The 21,987-nt window shown below is 71.9% G+C and carries 4 protein-coding genes; 1 reads left to right on the plus strand and 3 read right to left on the minus strand.

All coding sequences use genetic code 11. The annotated features are described in order from the left end of the window. The first annotated feature begins 20 nt into the window (after positions 1-20). Positions 21-935, plus strand: coding sequence for a glycosyltransferase (locus ACFXMV_RS15710; protein ID WP_378503061.1), 915 nt, complete (start codon positions 21-23; stop codon positions 933-935). Here the strand turns inward: ACFXMV_RS15710 and ACFXMV_RS15715 are convergent, their stop codons facing one another. Genes ACFXMV_RS15715 through ACFXMV_RS15725 form a run of 3 tightly spaced genes read right to left on the minus strand, consistent with a single transcriptional unit; the run spans position 936 to position 21,432 of the window. Continuing rightward, the gene (locus tag ACFXMV_RS15715; protein ID WP_378498231.1) at positions 936-1,841 is read right to left on the minus strand and encodes a glycosyltransferase; all 906 of its coding nucleotides are present in this window, start codon (positions 1,839-1,841) and stop codon (positions 936-938) included. Positions 1,842-1,852: 11 nt separating this feature from the next. Next, positions 1,853-2,788 carry a glycosyltransferase family 2 protein gene (locus tag ACFXMV_RS15720; protein WP_378498230.1) on the minus strand — a complete coding sequence of 312 codons (936 nt, stop codon included), beginning with the start codon at positions 2,786-2,788 and terminating at the stop codon, positions 1,853-1,855. After that, positions 2,785-21,432: a non-ribosomal peptide synthase/polyketide synthase gene (locus ACFXMV_RS15725; protein ID WP_378503060.1), complete on the minus strand. Its 18,648-nt coding sequence runs from the start codon at positions 21,430-21,432 to the stop codon at positions 2,785-2,787. The genes ACFXMV_RS15720 and ACFXMV_RS15725 overlap by 4 nt, the downstream gene beginning before the upstream one ends. Positions 21,433-21,987 lie beyond the last annotated feature (555 nt).

Genomic DNA, 21,987 nt, shown 5'->3' on the forward strand with positions numbered 1-21,987 from the left:
CGCCGATCGGAGTGTCACCCGTGTCCAACGCAGCAGATCAGGACTCGCACCCCGCCCCGACGCGGGTGTCGGTGGTCATCGCCGCGCTGAACGTCGTCGACGTGATCGATGTGCAGCTGACGGCGCTCGCGGAGCAGGAGTACGACGGCGACCTCGAGGTGGTCGTCGGCGACAACGGCTCCACCGACGGCCTGCGCGCCCACCTCGAGGGTCATCCCCTGCGCGAGCAGCTCGGCCTGCGGTGGGTCGACGCGTCCGGTGCCAGGGGCGTCAGCCACGCCCGCAACGTCGGGGTCGCCGCCGCCACAGGCGATTTCATCGCGTTCTGCGACGCCGACGATCGCGTAGACAGGCTATGGCTGAGCATTCTGACCGAGGCGGCCCGCCAGTACGACGCCGTGGGCGGGGGCCTCGACGCCGCGGCCCTGAGCAGCCCCCGCGCGGTGTCCTGGCGGCCGCTCTCGGACATCGAGAAGCAGCCGTCGTCAGCGAACGCGAGCCTGCCCTGGGTCGGCGGCGGAAACATGGGGATCTGGCGATCGGTCTTCCAGGAGGTCGGGGGTTGGGACGAGACGTACCTGTACGCCCTCGAGGACATGGAGTTCAGCTGGCGGCTGCAGCTTGCCGGCTTCAGCCTCGGCTGGCGCCCGAAGGCACTGATCTCCTACCGGCTGCGTGACGACCTCCGATCGCTGTGGCGGCAGTCGCTGAACTACGGTCGCGGCGAGGTGCGCCTCTACCGCGACTACCGCGGCCGCTGCATGACCGGTCGACCGGTCCCCTACCTGATCCTGCTCATCGTCCTCATTATCATCCGCAACCCGCTGCTCCCGACGTTCCTGACCCGGCTGCCGCGGGGCCAGTGGCTCTGGCACGTCAGCGCCCTGGTGGGACGAATCCGGGGCAGCCTGGAGTACAAGGTCTTCTACGTCTGACTATGGGTAGAACACCTTGTGCCGGAGGCTGCCTCGGACCCGTCCGGCGATGATGCCCGCGTGGAAAGCCCACTTGCCGCGGTGCGCCCGCGACCAATTTCCCGGAAAGATCGGGCACCGCAGCACAACCCACAGTGAGTGCACCCCCCAGTGCAGGATCGGGCGGCGCTTGGCACCCTCTGCCCGATACCTGCTCGCCAGCTGCGCCTCGCCATCCTGGTACGCCAGCGACTGCCGCCAGGTGCCCTTGATGTCCGGGCGGAAACGGTAGGCCACCAACGCTTCCGGGCTGTAGCCGAGGGTGTGGCCACGCAGCTGCGCGCGCCAGCAGATGTCGATGTCCTCGCACGAGGCGAACTCCGAGTCCCACCCGTCGACGTCGTCGAAGGCCTCGCGCCACATACCGACGTTGCACCCGGAGGCAAACGGCAGGAACTCCGCACAGACGGGGAGCGCGTCGACGCTCGACACGTCCCGCCACTGCGCGACATCGGGCGCGTTCAGCGCCGTCTGGTCCAGCCGCCCGCCCACCAGATCGAACGACTCGGCCGCGTGGGTGAGGGCGGTCAGCCAGCCCGGGTACACCCGGTCGTCGTGATCGGTGAAGGCGATGAACTCGTACCGCCCGCTCCGGCCGCCGATGGTGCGGGCGTGCGCGGCGCCGGGCCGGTCGGAGGAGTCGACCCAGGTGAGCGCGAGACGCTCACGCGCGGGATGGTTTTCGAGATGGTCCCGGAGCGCGGAGCTGCCCTGGTTGTCGCTGACGATCACCTCGAAGGGGCCCTCGTAGGTCTGCGCGGCGAGCGCCTCGAGCTGCACGTCGAGCTCCGGCAGCGGGTCGTGGGCGGCGATCACCACGGTGACGCCGTTGGGCGCGCCGCGCCGCAGGTCCACCGAATTCCTCATGTGCGGCCCGCTCACAGGTAGAGGTGCCGGTACTGTCGGCTGCCCCGCAGCCGCCCGGTCACCGCGCCCGCCACCCACATGAACTGCCCGCGCCGCGCGCTCGACCAGTTCCACGGCAGCACCGGCAGCCAGAGCAGCAGCCAGCCGGCATAGCCGATCAGGATCAACGGGTTACTCCCCCGCGCGCCGTGCGCGGCGTACTGCTTCGACAGCCGCGCCTCGGCCACGTTGTAGCTCACGGCCTGGTCGAACATCTCGCCCATTGTCGTCCGGTAGCGGTACGCGACGAGCGCCTTCTGGTTGTAGCCGAGGGTGTGTCCGGCGAGCTGGGCCCGCCAACAGATGTCGACGTCGCTGCCCGCGGTGGGGTACGTGTCGTCCCAGCCGCCGATCTCGTCGAACACCGAACGCCAGATGCCCATGTTCGCGCCGAACGTGATGGGCAGGAAGTGCGCGAGCACCGGCAGCTTGTCCGCCGGGGGCAGCGCCCGCCACTGCGCGACGTCGGGAGCGTTGAGCGTGTCCCGCTCGAGCAGTCCCCCGACCATGCCGTGATTCGCGGCGGTGTCGGCCATCGCCGACAGCCAGCTGGGGTACACCGCGTCGTCCTGGTCGCAGTAGGCGATGAACTCCATCGTCGACGCCCGCGATCCGACGTTGCGCGCGTGTGAGGTCCCCGCGAGCTCCGAGGAGTCCACGCATCGCAGTCGCAGCCGGTCTCGGAGCGGGTGCGTCTCGATGTGTTCGCGCAGGCCTGCCTCGCCGAAGTTGTCGCTGATGATCACCTCGAACTCGCCGTCGAAGTCCTGCGCGGCGAGCGCCTCGAGTTGGGTGTCGATCTCCGGCAACGCCTTATACGCGGCGATCACCACGGAGATGCTCGACGGTCGGCCGAAGTCCCTGGTCACCGGTTCCGCCGCGGCGCCCCGCTGCCTTGATCGTCTCATGTAGTCCCCCTCGTACCCTCGCTCACGGTCCGCAGAATCTCCGTGTATTCCTTCACGATCAGCTCCCCCGCCGCTGTGTCGAACAGATCGGTCGAATACAGCGCCCCACCGGTGATGCCCGCGGGCGAGCCGTCGTCATCGTAGTGATCGTTGAGGCTGAACTCGATGTCGTGCTTGGCCACCTCGGTGACGAACGGGTGCCCCTCGATCCGCAGCCCGCCCAGGTCCACGTCGATGCCGCCGCCGCCGGGCTGCAGGATCAGCTGCACCTTGAACAGTCGCTCCCGCGTCCCGAGCGCCGCCTGCAGTCGGGTGTTCGAGACGTCCGGGTGCGCGAAGGCGCCCAGCGCGATGTCCCGCACCCGAGCCACCACATCGGCGAACGGCTCGCCCTCCAGAGCGGTCACCGGCATCAGCACGTCGTCGGAGAAGTTTCCGACGACCTCGGCCAGCGCGGCCTCGTCGCGGCCCGCGATCGAGGTGGCCAGCGTGATGTCCGGGACCGACGCGAGGTCGCTGACCAGCACCGCGAACGCGGCCTGCATCACCATGAACAGGGAGGCCCGGCACTCGTGCGCGAGCGCGAGCAACGCCGCGTGGGTGGCCGCGTCGATCGCCACGGGCTCGGTGGCGCCCGCGCTCGTCCGCTTCGCCCGCCCGGCTCCCGCGAGCTCGAGGCGCCCGGTCCGGCCCTCCAGCGCGCGGAGCCAGTACTGCAGCTGGCGGTGCGCCTCGCTGCCGGGGTCCTCGAAGTCGCCCAGCACCTCGTGCTTCCACATCGTGTAGTCGCCGTACTGAACCTCCAGCGGCGTCCACTGGGGTTCGACGCCCGTCACGCGCGCGGCGTAGGCGATCATCACGTCGCGGGTCAGCACGCCCATGCTGGCGCCGTCGGCGGCGATGTGGTGCACGACGATCGCGAGCACGTGGTCGTCCTCGCCGAGCGCGAACAGCCGCATCCGCAGCGGCAATTCGCGGGTGACGTCGTAGTCGGCCCACAGGTAGCGCTGCACCTGCTCGTCGAGCCCGGCCGCCGACACCTCGACCCGACTCAGCTGCGGGACGGCGTCCTCCGCGGGCACCAGCACCTGCACCGGTCCCGTCGGGGAGTCCGGGTACACGGTGCGTAGCGCCTCGTGCCTGGTCACCACGTCGGCCGCGGCGGCGCGCAGGATCGCGACGTCGAGCGGTCCGCGAATCCGCAGCGCGACCGGGATGTTCCAGTCCCCGTTGCGGGTTTCGTGGTTCGCGACCCAGATCCGTTCCTGCGCGGGTGCGAGCGGGATCGGCGCGGGCCGCTGCCGGGCGCCGAGCCGGGGCCGGTTCGGGTCGTGCGCGTCCACCCGGCGGGCCAGCGCCGCCACCGTCGGATCCTCGAAGAACTCGCGGACGCTGACCGTGGTGTCGAAGACCTCGCCCATCCGCGCGGTCACCCTCGTGGCGAGCAGCGAGTTGCCCCCGACGTCGAAGAAGTTGTCCTCGGCGCCGATCCGCGGTCGGTCCAGCAGGTCCGCGAAGATGCCCGCAACGATCTGCTCGGTGGGCGTCGACGGCGCGCGGAAGACGCTGGAGCTGAGGAACTCCGGCTCGGGCAGCGCCTTCCGATCGAGCTTGCCGTTCACATTGAGCGGCAGCTCGCCCAGGAACACGACCACCGACGGCACCATGTAGCTGGGCACCCGCTCGCCCGCGAAGGCCAGCAGGGATTCCGCGGTCGGCGCCGCGCCCTCGGCAGGCACCGCGTACGCCACCAGGTTCTCGGCACCGTGCGGGCCGCGGTGCACCAGGACCACGGAGGCGTCGACCGCCGGATGGGCGGTCAGCGCCGACTCGATCTCGCCGAGCTCGATCCGGAACCCGCGCAGCTTCACCTGGAAGTCGCTGCGGCCGACGTAGTCGAGCACGCCGTTCTCGCGGCCGAGCCAGCGCACCACGTCGCCGGTGCGGTACATCCGGGAACCGTCCGGGCCGAACGGGTTCGCCACGAAACGGTCCGCGGTCAGGTCCGCGCGGCCGGCGTACCCAAGTGCGAGCTGTGCGCCCGCGATGTACAGCTCGCCGGGCACCCCGACCGGCACCGGGTGCAGCCGCGTGTCGAGCACGTACACCTGGGTGTTCCACTCGGGCACGCCGATCGGCACGGTGCGCTCGTCCTCGGGCCCGCAGCGGTGGTGCGTCACGCTCACCGCGGCCTCGGTGGGTCCGTAGAGGTTGAACACCGGCGCGTCGCTGAACTCGGCGAACCGGCGCACCGTCTCGGCGGGCAGCGCCTCTCCGATGCAGATCACCTGACGCAGCGACGCGATCGGCTCCGAGCCCGCCGACGCCAGGAACGCGGTCAGCAGCGACGGCACGAAATGCATGGTGGTGACGCGGTTCTCGCGCATGAGCCGGGCGAGGTACTCGGGGTCCTGCTCGCCGCCGGGCTTCGCGATCACCAGCCGGGCACCGGCGGTGAGCGCCCACCAGAACTCCCACACCGACAGGTCGAAGGTGGCAGCGGTCTTCAGCATCACCGCGTCGCCGCCGTCGAGCCGGTACTCGGACTGCTTCCACAGCAACTGGTGCGCGATCGCCCGGTGCGGCACCGCGACGCCCTTGGGACGACCGGTCGATCCGGACGTGTAGATCACGTACGCGGTGTTCTCCGGCCGCAGCGGGGCGATCCGGTCCGCGTCCGTGATCGGCGCTGCGCTTTCATCGAGGTCGCTGTGGTCGCCGAGGTCACCGCCGAGCGTGTCGACGAGCAACAGCTCCGCGCCCGCGGGCGGTGTGACGGCGACCCCGGTCGTGGACAGCAGCACCACCGGCTGCGCCGAGTCGAGCACGTAGGCGGTGCGGTCGGCCGGGTGGTCCGGGTCGATCGGCACGTAGACGCCGCCCGCCTTGGTCACCGCGTACATCGCGACCAGCAGCTCCACCGACCGCCTGATCGCCAGTGCCACGCGCGTTTCCGGCCCGACGCCGCGGGCGATGAGCTCCCGGGCCAGCCGGTTGGCGCGCGCGTCGAACTGCGCGTAGGTCTGCTCCGCACCCTCGAACACCGTCGCGATCGCGTCCGGTGTCCGGCGCACCTGCGCGTCGAACAACTCGGCGAGGGTGGTCTCGGGCACCGGGTGGGCGGTCTCGTTCCACGCCGACACCAGCTCCCCGCGGCGGCTGTCGTCGAGGATCGGGATGTCGCCGACGACGGCGGCCCCGTCGGCCACCACCGTCCGCAGGATCCGCTCGAATCGGGCCGCGAACTGCGCCACGGTGTCCCGGTCGAACAGGTCGGTGGCGTAGGTGAAGGACGCGGCGATCTCGGCCGGGTCCCCGGTCTCGTCGTGCCGATCCACGAGCGTCAGGTGCAGGTCGAACTTCGCGGGCTCGAATCCGGCGTCCAGCACCCCGATCTCGAGGTCCGGCAGGGCGAACCGGTTGCGCTCGAGGTTGTGGAAGGACAGCGCCACCTGGAACAGCGGGTGCCTGGCGGTCGACCGGGTGGGGTTGAGCACCTCGACGAGCCGCTCGAACGGCACGTCCGCGTGGCCGAACGCGGCCAGGTCGTTCGCGCGCACCAGGTCGAGCACCTCGGCGAACCGCTGCTCCGGGCTGACCCGGGTGCGCAGCACGAGGGTGTTGACGAACATGCCGACCAGGTCGTCGAGCGCCTCCTCGCCGCGGCCGGCGATCGGCGAGCCGATCGCGATGTCCGACTCGCCCGTCAGTCTGCTCAGCAGCACCGCGAGGGCGGCGTGCATGACCATGAACAGGGTGGAGTCCTGCCCGCGGGCGAGATCCAGTAGCGCCCGGTGCATCCGGGCGTCCAGGGTGAAGGCGTAGGTGTCGCCGCGGTAGGACTGCTCGGCAGGCCGGGGCCGGTCGGCGGGCAGGTCGAGCTGCTCGGGCAGGCCAGCCAGCTCGGCGGTCCAGTAGGCCACCTGACGCGCCGCCACCGAATCCGGGTCCTGCTCGTCGCCGAGCGCCGCCCGCTGCCAGAGGCTGTAGTCGGCGTACTGCACCTCGAGCGGCGACCACGACGGCTGCGCCCCATGCAGGTGCGCCGAGTAGGCGACCATCACGTCCCGCGCCAGCGGACCCATCGAGAAGCCGTCCGCCGAGATGTGGTGCACCACCAGCGCGAGCACGTGCTCGGTGTCGCTCACCCGGAACAGCCGCACGTGCAGCGGAATCTGGGTGGTGACATCGAAACCGGTGGAGGCGAGCTCGATCACCCGTGCCAGCACCTCGTCCTCGCCGACCGGGATCGGCGCCAGCTCGGGGACCGCCTGTTCGACGGGCAGGATCACCTGGCACGGACCGGAATCGCCGTCCGGGTACACGGTGCGCAGCGACTCGTGCCGCTCGATCGCGTCGGCCACCGCGGCGCGCAGCGCCGCCGCGTCGAGACGGCCGGACAGCCGCAGCGCGAGCGGGATGTTGTTCACCGCGGAGGCGGTGTCGAAGCGGTTGAGGAACCACATCCGCTGCTGCGCAAGCGACAGCGGAATCCGCTGCGGCCGGTCCATCTTCGCCAGCGCGATGCGGCCGGTCTCGCGGGTCGCGGACTCGGCGCGCACGGCCAGTTCCGCCACCGTCGGGTGCTCGAACACCGCGCGGATCGCGAGCGAGGTGCCCAGCGCGGAGTTCACCCGGGCCACCAGCCGGGTGGCCAGCAGCGAGTTGCCACCGAGCTCGAAGAAGCTGTCGTCCACCGACACCCGCTCGGCGCCGAGCAGGTCGGCGTAGACGTCGGCGATGGCCGCCTCGATCGGGTTGGTGGGGCCTCGGAACTCCCTGTCGGTCACGAACTCCGGCACCGGCAGCGCGCGCCGGTCCAGCTTGCCGGTCGCATTGATCGGCAGCGCGTCCAGCACCATGACCGCCGACGGCACCATGTAGGCGGGCAGTGCCTCGCCCACCGCGGCGCGCAGCTCCTGCGGGTCCAGCGCGGCGCCCGCCTCGGCCACCACATACCCGACCAGGTTCTCCCCGGTGTGCGGGTCGCGGTGCAGCGCGACAACCGATTGCGCGACGCCGTCGCGGCCGACCAGCGCCGCCTCGATCTCGCCGAGCTCGATGCGCAGGCCGCGCAGCTGGACCTGGGTGTCGCCGCGGCCGACGAAATCCAGTGCCCCGTCGCGGGTCCGGCGGACCAGGTCGCCGGTGCGGTACATCCGCTCGCCGTCGCCGTACGGGTTCGCGACGAAACTCGACGCCGTCAGCGCGCCGCGACGGTGGTAGCCGCGGGCGAGGCCCGGCCCGGACAGGTACAGCTCGCCGACGACGCCCGCCGGGACGGGACGCAGTCGCCGGTCGAGCACGACGGCGCCTGCACCCTCGAGCGGCGTGCCGATGGTGATCCGGTTGCCCTCGCGCAGCGGTTCCGTCACGGTGATGACGATGGTGCTCTCGGTGGGGCCGTAGCTGTTGAAGAAGCTGCGGCCGGGCGCGAACCGGGCCACCAGCTCGGGTGGGCAGACGTCGCCGCCGACCATCACCGAGCGCAGGTCCTCGAGACCGTCCGCGTCGACGGTGCCGAGCGCGGCGGGCGCGGTCAGGATGTGGCTGACCCGCTCGGAGCGCAGCAGTGCCGCCAGCTCGCCGCCACCGATGACCCCGGGCGCCGCGATGACCATGGTCGCGCCCGCGCTGAAGCCGACCAGCATCTCGAACACCGACGCGTCGAAGCTCGACGACGAGAACCGCAGCACCCGAGACGAACTCGTCACGGCCAGCTCGGTGCGCACGTCCGCGCAGAAGGCGGCCAGGCCGGTGTGGGTGACCACGACGCCCTTCGGGACGCCGGTGGATCCGGACGTGTAGATCATGTACGCGGCGCCGCTCGGGTCGATCGGCGCGGCCAGCTCGGCGACCGTCACCGGCCCCGCGGGCAGCGCGGCCCGCTCGCGAGTGAGTTCGTCGTCGTCGAGCGCCAGCCATTCGACGGTACCGGGCAGTCGATCGCGCTCGCCCGCGACGGTCAGGCCGAGGACGGCGCCCGAGTCGGTGAGCATGTGCCGGACCCGCTCCGCGGGCAGCGCCGGGTCGATCGGGACGAAGGCCGCCCCGGCCTTCGCGACCGCCCACAGGGCGAGCACGGATTCGATGGACCGCGCGAAGGAGGTGGCCACGAACGACTCCGGGCCGATGCCCCGGCCGAGCAGCACCCGCGCCAGGCGGTTGGATTCGGCGTCCAGGTCCGCGTACGACATCTCGATCCCGGCGCAGCGCAGCGCCACGCCGTCGGGATCGACGGCCGCGCCCGCCGCGAGGATCTGCGGCAGCGTCCGCACCCGCGGCGCGGGCAGCGCCGGCCCGGCCTGCGCGGCGAGCCGCTCGGCCTCGTCGAGCACCTCGATGTCGCCGACCACGGCCGAGGGGTCCGCCGCCACGGCCTCGAGCACGCGCAGCAGCCGACGGGCGAACGCGTCCACGGTGTCCCGGTCGAACAGGTCCGCGGCGTAGGTCACCGAGGCGGCCATGCCGTCGCCGGACCCGAGCTCGCGGAAGGTGAGCTCCAGGTCGAACTTCGCGACGTCGACGCCCGGGTCGAGCGCCGCCACCTGCAGGCCCGGCAGCTCCAGCGAGGCGACGCCCTGGTTCTGCAGCGACAGCCCCACCTGGAACAGCGGCGAGTGCGCCTGCGAGCGCGGCGGATTCGCCGCGTCCACGACCTGCTCGAACGGCACGTCGGCGTGACCGTACGCGGCCAGGTCCGTGCTCCTGGTGGACGCCAGCAGGTCCGCGAAGCCGGTACCCGGCTCGACCTGGGTGCGCAACACCAGGGTGTTGACGAACATGCCGACCACGTCGTCGAGCGCCTGCTCGCCGCGGCCCGCGATCGGGGTGCCCACCGAGATGTCGGAGGTCCCGCTGAGCCGGGCCAGCAGCACCGACAGCGCCGCGTGGAGCACCATGAACAGGGTGGCATTGTGCTCTCGCGCAAGCGCGTTCAGTGCCGAGGTCAGCTCCGCGCCGATCTCGAGGTCGGCGCGGGCGCCGCGGAACGACGCGATCACCGGCCTGGGCCGATCGGTCGGCAGCTCGAGCACGCCGGGTGTGCCCGCGAGCTGACCGCGCCAGTAGGCGAGCTGGCGGGCGGCCACGGACAGCGGGTCTGTCTCGTCGCCGAGCACCCGCCGCTGCCAGAGCGCGAAGTCGGCGTACTGCACGGCCAGTGGTCGCCAGGACGGCTCCTCGCCGAGGGTCCGCGCGGAGTACGCGAGCATCAGGTCGCGGGCCAGCGGCACCGTCGACGCCCCGTCGCCGCTGATGTGGTGCACCACCAGTACGAGCACATGTTCCCGGTCGTCGAGCCGGAACAGGCCGCCGCGCACGGGAACCGCGGCGGTGACGTCGAAGCCCCGCGACAGCAGCGTCACCATGGCGGTGCGCAGCTCGTCCTCCCCGTCCACCGGGACGGGGGTCAGGTCGAGGTCGACCTGTGCGGCGGGCACGATCACCTGGTGCGGGCCCGCGTCGGCGGCCGGGAACACCGTGCGCAGCGACTCGTGCCGCTCGATCACGTCGCGCACCGCGGCAGCCAGCGCCGCCGCGTCCAGGGCGCCGGTCAGCCGGACGGCCAGCGGGATGTTGTAGGCCGGGGACTGCGGGTCGAACTGGTTGAGGAACCACATCCGCTGCTGCGCGGCGGACAGCGGCACCCACGCGGGGCGCGCCTGCGCGACCAGCTCCGGGCGGACGATCTCGCGCTGCGCGCCGTCGAGCGCGGCGGCCAGCGCCGCGACGGTGGTGGCCTCGAACAGCTCACGCACACCCAGCCCGGTACCCGCGATCGCGTTGATCCGGGCCATCGCCCTGGTCGCGCTGAGCGAGTTGCCGCCGATGGCGAAGAAGTCGTCCTCCGCGCCGACCCGTTCGAGACCGAGCACCTCGGCGAACACGTCGGCGACCGACGTCTCGGTGCGGGTTCGGGGCGCGACGAACTCGCGGACCGTGAACACCGGCGCGGGCAGCGCGCGGGTGTCGACCTTGCCCGCCGGTGTCAGCGGCAGCTCGCCGAGCACCGTGATCGCCGACGGCACCATGTAGACAGGCAGCAGCTCCCGCGCGTGCGCGGTCAGGGTGTCCGGGTCGGCGGTCCGCCCCGTCGTGGGCAGCACGTAGGACACCACGGACACCACGCCGTCCGCGCCGGTGTGGCCGACGGTGATCGCCGTCTGCACGCTCGCATGCGCGGCCAGCACCGCGTCGATCTCGCCGAGCTCGACCCGATGTCCGCGGACCTTCACCTGGAAGTCGGTGCGGCCCAGGTACTCCATCTCGCCCGCTGCGGTGGCGCGGACCAGGTCGCCGGTGCGGTAGAGCCGTGAGCCCGGCTCGCCGAACGGGTTCGCGACGAACCGCTCTGCGGTCAGCCCGGCCCGGCCGTGGTAGCCGCGCGCCAGTCCGACGCCCGCGACGTACAGCTCGCCCGCGACCCCGGCTGGCACCGGCTGCAGCCGCGCGTCGAGCACGACGGCATCCGTGCCCACCACGGGCGCACCGATCAGCACCGGCTGGCCTGGCTCCAGCGGGCCCTGCTGGGTGGCCACGACGGTCGACTCGGTCGGGCCGTAGGCGTTGAACATCCGGCGACCGGGCGCCCACCGCCGCACCAGCGCCTGCTCGCAGGCGTCGCCGCCGACGACCACGACGCCGATCGTCTCCAGCCCGTCCGGGTCGAGGGTGGCGAGCGCACCCGGGGTGATGAAGGCGTGCGTGACGCCGCCGGCCAGGAGCACCTCGGTCAGCTCGGCGCCGCCGTAGACGCCCACCGGCACCACGACCATCGCCGCGCCGCCGCCGACCGCCATCATCAGTTCGAGGATCGACGCGTCGAAGCTCGGCGACGCGAAATGCAGGGTGCGCGAATCCGGTCCGACGGCGTACGCCGCCCGCTGATCGGCCACGAAGGAGGCCAGGCCGAGGTGCGTGACCACCACGCCCTTGGGCGTGCCCGTCGAGCCGGACGTGTAGATCATGTACGCCGGGTGCCCGGGCCGCAGCGGCCTGAGACGGTCAGCGTCGGTGACGGGCCCGGCGGGCGCGCCCACCATCTCGGCCGCGGTGTCCTCGTCGTCGAGCGACAGCCAGATCACCGTGTCCGGCAGCTCTTCCCGGTGCGCGGACAGGGTGATGCCGATGGCCACCGCGGAATCGGCGACCATGTGCGCGATCCGCTCGGCCGGGTAGGTGGGGTCGATCGGCAGGAAGGCGGCGCCGGTCTTGGCGACCGCCCACAGCGCCAGCACCGACTCGATGGAGCGCGGGACGGACAGCGCGACATACGATTCCGGGCCGACGCCACGCGAGATCAGCAGCCGAGCCAGTCGGTTCGAGCGCTCGTCCAGCTCCCCGTAGGTGAGCTCGGCATCGCCGTGGACCAGCGCGGTGTCGCGCGGGTCGCGGACCGACTCGAGCAGCAGTTCGGGCAGGGTGCGGGTCGGGGCTGGCACCGGACCGGTGACCGGGACCAGCGCCGCGCGCTCGGCGGCGCCCAGCAGGTCGACGTCGCCGACCGGCCGGGACGGATCGGCCGTGCCGTCGCGCAGGATGGCGAGGAACCGCGACGCGAAGCCCAGGGCGGTGGCGCGGTCGAACAGGTCCCGCGCGTAGGTGAAGGCGGCGACCGCACCGGCCGGGTCGCCGCTGCCGTCGAAGTGCTCGGTCACGGTGAGCTGCAGGTCGAACTTGACGATCCCGAAATCGATCGGCTCCGCGGCGATCTGCAGTCCGGGCAGGGCGATGGCGTGTTCGCGGGCGTCCTCTAGCGCGAGCACCACCTGGAACAGCGGATGGTGCGCGGTCGAGCGGGTCGGGCTGATCACCTCGACGAGACGCTCGAAGGGCACGTCGGCGTTGCCGTACGCGGCCAGGTCGGTGGCCCGGACCTTCTCCAGCAGTGCGGCGAACGAGCGCGCCGGGTCCACCTCGGTGCGCAGCACCAGGGTGTTGACGAACATGCCGACGACATCGTCGAGGGCCTGCTCGCCGCGGCCAGCCACCGGCGTGCCGACGGCGATGTCGCCGGTGCCGCTCATCCGCGCGAGCAGCACCGCGAGGGCGGCGTGCAGCACCATGAACGGCGTCGAATTCGTGGACCGGGCAAGGGCCCTCACCGCGCCGTAGGCGGTGGCATCGAGCTCGCACTCGACGGTGCCGCCGCGGTAGGACGGCACCGCGGGGCGCCTGCGGTCGGCGGGCAGGGCAAGCACCTCCGGCACCCCGGTCAGGGCCGCGGTCCAGTAGTCGATCTGGCGGGCGGCCGCGGAGTCCGGGTCGTCCTCCGAGCCGAGCACCGCTCGCTTCCACAGCGCATAGTCCGCGTACTGCACCGGCAGCGGCTCCCATGACGGCGCCTGCCCGAGGGTGCGTGCGGAGTAGGCCTGCACCAGGTCCCGGGCAAGCGCCTGGATCGACCAGCCGTCGATGCTGATGTGGTGCACCACGACCACCAGCACGTGGTCGTCGGGGCCTGCCGCGAGCAGGGTGATCTCGAGCGGGATCTCGGCGGTGACGTCGAACCCGGACGCCACCGCGGCCCGGACCCGCTCGGCCAGCTCGTCCGCGCCGAGCGGCTCGTCGCCGCCAAGCGTGTCGAGGGCGAGCTCGTCGAGCGCCTCGGAGGTCGGCAGGATCTGCTGGTAGGGACCGGACGGCGAGTCCGGGTACACCGTCCGCAGCGACTCGTGCCGCTCGAGGATGTCCCCCACGGCCTCCGCCAGCGCGGACACCTCCAACGCGCCGGTCATCCGCAGCGCGGCCGCGACGTTGTACGCGCCGGACGCGGGATCGAACCGGTTGAGGAACCACATCCGGGACTGCGCCGGGGACAACGGGATCGGGTCCGGACGCGGCCCGGCCACCAGCTCCGGTCGTTGCACGTGCCCGGTGAGCACGTCGTCGACGACGGCGGCCAGCCCGGCGACCGTCGGCGCCTCGAACAGCTCGCGCACGCTCACCCGGGTGCCGAACTCCGCGTTGACCCGAGCCAGCAGCCGGGTCGCGACCAGCGAGTTGCCGCCGAGGTCGAAGAAGCTGTCCGCCGCACCGACGGGGTGGTCGGATTCGAGGACGCCGGCGTAGATCTCGGCCACGGCCAGCTCGGTTGGGGTGCTCGCGGCCACGAACTCGGCGGCGGCGAACTCGGGGGCTGGCAGCGCCTTGCGGTCCAGCTTGCCGCTCGGGTTCAGCGGCAGCGCGTCGAGGACCACCAGCACCGACGGCACCATGTACCGCGGCAACGCCTGCGCGACCGCCTCCAGCACTGCGGTCACGTCCAGGAGTGAACCGGCGGCGGGCACCACGTATGCGGCGAGGTAGTCCCCCGCGGGCCCGTCGCCGCGGACCACCACGACGGCCTGCGCGACGCGCTCGTCGCGCAGCAGGGCCGCCTCGATCTCGCCGAGTTCGATGCGCTGGCCGCGCAGCTTGACCTGGAAGTCGGTGCGGCCGATGTACTCCAGCTCGCCGGTCTCGGCCCAGCGCACCAGGTCGCCGGTCCGGTACATCCGGGAGCCGGTGTCGCCGAACGGGTTCGCCACGAACCGGTCGGCGGTCAGGTCGGGGCGCGCGACGTATCCGCGGGCCAGCTGGACGCCCGCGAGATAGAGCTCTCCCGCGACACCGACCGGCGCGGGCCGCAGCCCGGCGTCGAGCACGTAGGTCTGGGTGTTCCACACCGGCGCACCGATCGGCACGACCGTCTCGCCCGCCACCGTGCGGTGGTAGGTGACGTCGACGGACGCCTCGGTGGGCCCGTACAGGTTGTGCAGCTCGGCGTCGGTGCTGCCGTGCAGCGCCGCCACGGTGCCCGGCGCGAGCGCCTCACCGCTGGTGAAGATCCGGCGCAGCGTGCCGCACCGCGCGATGTCGGCGCCCATCAGGAACACCTCGAGCATCGACGGCACGAAATGCATGGTGGTGACGCCGAACTCGCGGATGGCCGTCTCGAGATAGACGGGGTCGCGGTGACCGTCCGGCTCCGCGATCACCATCCGGGCCCCGGTCTGCAACGGCCAGAACAGTTCCCACACCGAGACGTCGAAGGTCGCGGGGGTCTTCAGCAGCACCACGTCGTCGCCGCCGAGCGGGTAGCTGTCCTGCATCCACTGCAGCCGGTTGACGATCCCCCGATGCGGAACCGCGACCCCCTTGGGCCTGCCGGTCGATCCGGACGTGAAGATCACGTAGGCGGTGTTGTCGGGCCGCAGCGGCGACACCAGGTCGGCGCCGCGCACCGCGGACGCGGACAGGTCCGCAAGGTCGAGGTCCTCCACCGCGACGGTCGCGACCGACGCGGGCATCGACTCGCGGTCCGCCACGGTGCTCAGCACCAGCACCGGCGCGGCCAGCCCCGCGACGTACTCGATCCGCTCGTCCGGCTGCTCCGGGTCGATCGGCACGTAGGCGCCGCCTGCCTTGAGCACCGCGTACATCGCGATCACCATCTCCGTCGAGCGGCGCATGGCGATCCCGACCAGGGACTCCGGTCCCACTCCGGCCGCGATCAGGTACCGCGCCAACCGGTTTGCCCTGGCGTCGAACTCCGCGTAGGACAGCGCGTCGGTCCCGGACACGACGGCGTTCGCGTCGGGGGTGCGAGCCACCTGCGCGTCGAACAGGTCCACCAGGGTGGCGGGTGCGACGTCGTGGTCGGTGTCGTTCCAGCTCCGCAGCACGAGTTCACGTTCGGTGCGGCCCAGCACCTCCACGCCCGCCGCGGTGATCTCCGGGTTCTCGGCGATCGCACGGAGAACCAGCGCCAGCCGGTCCGCGAGGGTGGTGGCCGCCGCGAGGGTGAACAGGTCGGTGCGGTACCGCAGGTGCAGGTGCAGGTGCGGGTCGAGGATCGACATCAACGTCAGCGGGTAGTGCGTCGCGTCGCGACCGGTGAGCCCGGTGACGCGCATGCCCGCGATGTCGGTGTGTTCGTCGAATCCGGCCCGGTCCACGGGGTAGGACTCGAAGACGGTCAGGGTGTCGAACAGCAGACCGAGGCCGGTCTTGGCCTGGATGTCGGCGAGCCCCAGCTGGTGGTGCTCGAGCAGGGCGGTCTGCTCGTCCTGGACCAGGCGCAGCAGCTCCGCGACGGAGGTGTGCGGATCCACCCGGACGCGCACCGGGACGGTGTTGATGAACAGGCCGAGGATCTCCTCGACGCCCGGCAGCTGCGCGGGCCTGCCGGACACCGTCGCGCCGAACAGGACGTCGTCGCGGGAGAGCAAGCGGGACAACAGCAGTCCCCACGCGGTCTGGATGACGGTGTTCAACGTGACGCCGTGGCCTCGGGCCAGTTCGCCGAGCGCGTCGACCAGGTCCGCGGGCAGCTCGACGTCCACCTCGCCGGGCAGATCCAGGCCGGTCGCCGGTGCCTGCGCGGAGGCGATCAGCGTCGGCTCGGTGACCCCGTCGAGGGCGCCCGCCCAGGCGCGCGCCGACTCGTCGGCGTCCCAGTGCGTGCGCCACTCCAGGTAGTCCCGGTAGCGGCGGGCGTCGACATGGCCCGAGGCTCCGCCCGAGGTGGGCAACCCGATGTCGGCGCCGCCCGCGGCGTACCGGACCAGCAGCTCGCGCACCAGCAGCGGCATCGACCAGCCGTCGAGGATGATGTGGTGGTTGGTCAGTGCGAGTACGCAGCAGTCGGCGGCGGTGCGGATCAGCAGCATCCGCAGCAGCGGCGGCCGATCCATCGCGAACCGGGCGACCCGCTCCTCGTCGAGCAGGCGCCGGAGTTCGGCCTCGCGGGCGTCCTCGGCGAGCCCGACGAGGTCGACCTCACGGAACGGCACCTCGACCTGGTCGAGCACCAGCTGGGCGGCAATTCCGTTGTCGTCGTAGACGAAGGCGGTGCGCAGGTTCGGGTGGTGGGCCACCAGCGCGTTCGCGGCGCCGCGGAGGCGGGCCGGGTCGACGGTGCCTGCCAGGTCCATCACGAGCTGTGCGGTGTAGACGTCGATCGTGTCCGCGGCCAGGGTGGCGTGGAACAGCAGGCCGGACTGCAGCGGGGACAGCGACCACACGTCGGTCAGCGAGGGGTACCGGTGGTGCCAGCGGTCGATCTCGTGCTGGCTGACGGTCACCAGCAGCAGGTCCGACGGGGTCAGTCCGCCCGCGTCGGGCCGCTCGGCGTGCGCGGCCAGGCCCTCGAGCGCGCGGCGCCACAGCCCCGCGAACGCGCCGACCTCCTCGGCGGTCAGCAGGCCCGGCTGGAATGCGAACGACGCCTGCAGGATCGGGCCGTCGGCGCCGTCCACGACCATCGCGTTGATGTCCACGGCGACGGCCGCGGTCATCGCGAGTCCGCTGCCCGCGTTCAGGTCCGGGGCGGCCGGGTCGGGGGTGAAGCCGAGGTGCCGCAGCGCCTCGCCCAGGTGCCCGGTGCCGAGCCTGCCGAGGTAGTTGAAGCTGATCTGCGGCTCGGGCAGCGTCGCCAGTTCCGCGCCCGCCTCCGCGTCGAGGTGGCGCAGCACACCGAAACCGATGCCGCGCGAGGGCACGTCGAGCAGTTGCTCCTTGACCGCCTTGATCACGGTGCCCGCGGCGGGTCCGCCGGCCAGCACGTCGTGCAGGTCCGCGGTCGGCACCTGGAGGCGCACCGGGAAGGCGCTGGTGAACCAGCCGACCGTGCGGGACAGGTCGGCGCCGGCGACGGCCTCCTCCTCGCGGCCGTGACCCTCGAGGGTCAGCAGCACCGACGGCTCGACGATCCCGCGGTCGCGGCGCCACGCCGCCAGCGCGACGGCCAGCGCGGACAGCAGCCCGTCGTTGACGCCGCAGCCGAACGCACCGGGCAGCGTGGTGAGCAGGCTCTGCGTTGTCGCGGCGGCAAGCTCGACGTGCACCCGCTCGGCGTCCGCGACGGTGTCCCTGGCCGGGTCCAGCGCGCGGCGGCCGAGCATCGGGTCCGGCCCGTCGAGGATCTCGCGCCAGCGCGGCAGCTCCGCGGCGTGATCGCCGTCGCGAGCCGAGTCCAGCACGCCTTGCGCCCAGCGGCGCAGTGAGGTGGCCACCGGCGCCAGCTCCGGTTCCATGCCCGCACCGAGCTGGGCCGCGGCGGTTGCGAGGTCGGGCAGCAGGATCCGCCAGGACACCCCGTCGACCGCGAGGTGGTGGATCACCACGAGCAGCCGGCCCGCAGACTCCTGCGGGTCCAGCCACACGAGCTGCGCCATGATCCCGGCGGCGGGATCCAAACGACCTGCGGCGGCCGAACATTCGGCGAGAACAAGCGCGTCGAACTCCGGGCTGCCCGGCGCGGTCGCGGCCGGGACCCGGGTGATCAGCGCGTCGGCGCCAACCGTTCCGGGCGCACCGATCTCGAAGACCCATTCGCCGTCGGCGGCGCGCTGCAACCGTGAGCGCAACGCGTCGTGCCGGTCGAGGACCGCCTGCAGCGCCCGCCCGAGCCGATCGCCGTCGACCTCCTCGGGCAGGGTCAGCAGGACGGACTGGTAGAAGGCGTCGAAGTCGCCGCGGCCCAGGATCGACGCCACGATCGGGGTCAGCGCGACGGCACCGACTCCCCCGCCCTCGAGCTCGGTGAGCGCCGCCACGGGCGCAGCCGTCACCGGCACCGCGATCTTCGCGATCTCGGCAACCGTCTTGCGCTCGAACACCTCTCGCGCGGTGAAGCTCAGCCCCAGCGCGCGGGTGCGGGCGACGATCTGCATCGCGATGATGCTGTCCGCGCCGACCGCGAACACCGACTCGTCCACGCTCAGCCGGTCCAGACCGAGCGCCTCCTCGACGACGCCCGCGATGAGCCGTTCCGCCTCGGTGCTCGGGGCCCGGTACTGCTGATCGCGCGAACCGAAGACCGGTTCCGGCAGCGCCCGGCGGTCGAGCTTGCCCGCCGAGGTGAGCGGCACCCGATCGAGCGTCATCACCGCTGCCGGCACCATGTGCGCGGGCAGGAACTCCGCCAGGCGCGCGGTGACGGCGGCCGGATCGAGCTCGACGCCGGCCGCGGGCAGGACATACGACACCAATGCGGTACTGCCGCTGGCGGTCTCGTACGCGATGGTGACCGCGAAGTCGATGCCACCCGGCCCGAGCAGGGCCGCGTCGATCTCGCCGAGTTCGATCCGGAACCCGCGGATCTTGACCTGGAAGTCGGACCGGCCGACGAAGTCGAGCTGGTGGTCGTCGGTCCAGCGGACCTCGTCACCGCTGCGGTACATCCGGGAGCCGGGGGCACCGAACGGGTTGGCCACGAAGCGGTCCGCGGTCAGCTCCGGGCGGCGGTGGTAGCCGCGGGCCAGCCCGGCGCCCGCCAGATACAGCTCACCCACGACGCCGACCGGCACCGGCCGCAGCTTGCGGTCCAGGACCATCGCCTCGGCGCCCTGGATCGGGCGGCCGATGGTGATCGGCGCACTGCCGTCCAGCGGATCCCCGACCGTGATGACGATCGTGGTTTCCGTCGGTCCGTAGCTGTTGGTGAATCGGCAGACGTCCGAGAAGCGCGCGACCAGGTCGGGGGTGCAGACGTCGCCGCCGACCACCACCGCCTCGAGGTGTTCGAGGCCACGCGGGTCGACGGTGCCGAGCAGGGTCGGCGCCGACAGGATGTGGGTGACCCGCTGCTCCCGCAGCAGGTCGGCCAGCTCGTCGCCGCCGAACATCTGCTCCGGGGCCACGACCATCGTCGCCCCGGCGCTGAACGCCTGGATCATCTCGAAGATGGAGGCGTCGAAGCTGGCGGAGGAGAACCGCAGCACCCGCGAGGCGGCGGAGATCCGCAGCTCGTCGCGGGAGGCGGCGTCGAAGTCGACGAGCGCCGAATGGGTGACCAGCACGCCCTTCGGCACGCCGGTGGAGCCGGAGGTGTAGATCATGTAGGCCGTGTTGCCGACCGCGAGGGGCGCCACCCGGTCGGCGTCGGAAATTCGTGCCGCCGAACGTGACTCGCATCGGCGCCGGACGGCGGTGTCGTCGAGGACGATCCAGTCGACGAAGTCGGGCAGCAGCGAGACCTGGTCCGCGCCGGTGAGCCCGAGCAGCACGCCCGAATCGTCGAGCATGTGCCTGATCCGGTCGGCGGGCAGCTTCGGATCGATTGGGACGAACGCGGCCCCGGTTTTGGCGACCGCCCAGCACGCGACCAGCGCGTCGGCGGATCGCGAGAACGCCAGCGCGACAAAGGTCTCGGGTCCGGCGCCCGCGTCGATCAGCAGCCGGGCGAGCTGGTTCGACTTGGCGTCGAGTTCGCGGTAGCTGACCTCGGTCTCCGACGTCCAGATCGCCACGCCGTCCGGGTTGGCGGCGACGCCCGCGGTGAGCAGGTCCGGCAGCGTGCGGGCGGGCAGCGCCGCCGGGCCGCGGAAGGGCACCAGGTCGGCGTACTCGTCGGGGTGCAGCACCTCGAGGGCGGTGACGGTGGCGTCGGGCTCGGATTCGGCGAAGGCGGCGAAGAATTCGAGGAATCGCGCGTGGTGCCCGCGCAGTTCCGCAGCCGAGTACAGGTTGGGGTTGGCCTCGAAGTCGATGTGCGCGCGGCTGCCAGCGACACTCGGGTAGATGTTGACGGAGATGTCCTCGACCGGCCCGGTGGTGAGCACGTTGAGACGGCCGACCAGCTCGCCGAGCCGGATCTCGCTGTGGAACATCATGATGTTGATCGCGGGACCGAAGAAGCCGCGTCGGGCCCCGCCCGATCCGGCGTCGCGCCGGATGTCCTCGTGCCGGTAGCGCTGATGCCGCAGCGCGCCGGTCAGCTCGAGCGCGACCGCACCGATCAGATCGGCGGGGGTGGTGTCGTCGGCGACGGCCAGGCGCAGCGGCACGACGTTGGACACCATGCCGCCGGAGCGGCGGAGCTTGGCGGTGGTGCGGGCGGACACCGGCAGGCTCAGCGCGATGTCGTCCTCGCCGGTGAGCCGCGACAGGTAGGCCGCGACGGCGGCGACGGCGACCGTCGCCAGCGAGGCGCCGGGCAACCGGTCCGCGACGCGCGCCACGGCGGCCTCCGCCGTGGCAGGCAACGGACCACTGACCACCAACGACGACGCGCCGACCGGACCGGTGCGTCCGGACAGGCTGATCGCGGGCGGCAGGTCGCGCGCCCGCTCCGCCCAGTGGTCGCGGTCCTTCTCGAACCGATTGGACCCGCGGTAGGTCGCCTCCTCCGCGCTGATGTCGGGGAGCGCGCTGGCCTTGAGCGCGGCGGGCTCGCGCCCCTCGACGGCCGCGGTGTACCGCTCGGCCGTGCGGTTCATGAACGTCATCGCGCCGAAGCCGTCGAGCGCGATGTGGTGGATGCGGGAGTACCAGTAGTAGCGGTCGTCGCCGACGCGAAGGGTCACCGATTCGATCAGTCGGTCCGAGAGCAGGTCCATCGGCGTGCTGTACTCAGCGCGCATCCAGGCCTGTGCCGCGGCGTGCGGATCCTCGTCGCCGCGGAAGTCGAAATGGGACATCCGGTCCCGCAGGGAATGGTCGATCTGCTGGAACGGCTCGGCGTCCACCTCGGTGATCCGAAGCATGCCGGTGCCCATTTCGCGGGCAGCCGTCGCGCCTGCATCGGCGAGCGCCTCGATGTCGAGATCGCCGACGATCTCGACGTACTGAGCAATCGCGATCGGGACATCCCCGAGCAGATGCTGAGCAAACCAGATACCGCGCTGGGCTGCCGAAAGAGGAAACAGCTCACCCATGGAGGATGCGCGCTCCTCGGTGGAGCCATTAGCACCGTGACCCCCGACGGGTCCCCGTTCCGATGACAAAGATTCGACCCCTCAATAGTGCAACAACTTGTGCAGGTTAGGCGATCTGTGCGTCGCTGTGCGGCGTAACGAATGAACGACTGACCAACTGCGGCGACCATCGGGTTCCCTCAGGTCGACGAGATAGGGATCCGACCCCGTATCACCAGGTCAAATGGAAATTTGATTCGCATTGCAAACATTTTTGGTGCGGTTTACCCGGAATGCTCCACGCGGCGCGACGCAGGAATTAGCCCGCGATCGACCGTGCGCCAGGTACGGCAATCGCCGCCATCCTCCGTCACCCGGCGACCCGGGGCAGCGCGACCTCGGGTGATCCTCACCACCTCCCCGCGCGCCTACGCACCTGAAACCGGGTGCGTGCCCCACCCGACGGGTCCACACTGACGTGTGGGCGCTCCGCTGGCTCCGCGCTGATCCACGGGCGCTCCGCTGGCTCCGCGCTGATTCATGGGCGCTCCGCTGGCTCCGCGCCTGGGATCGACG

This window comes from Rhodococcus sp. NPDC059179, from assembly GCF_042754885.1.
GTDB lineage: Bacteria > Actinomycetota > Actinomycetes > Mycobacteriales > Mycobacteriaceae > Rhodococcus_G.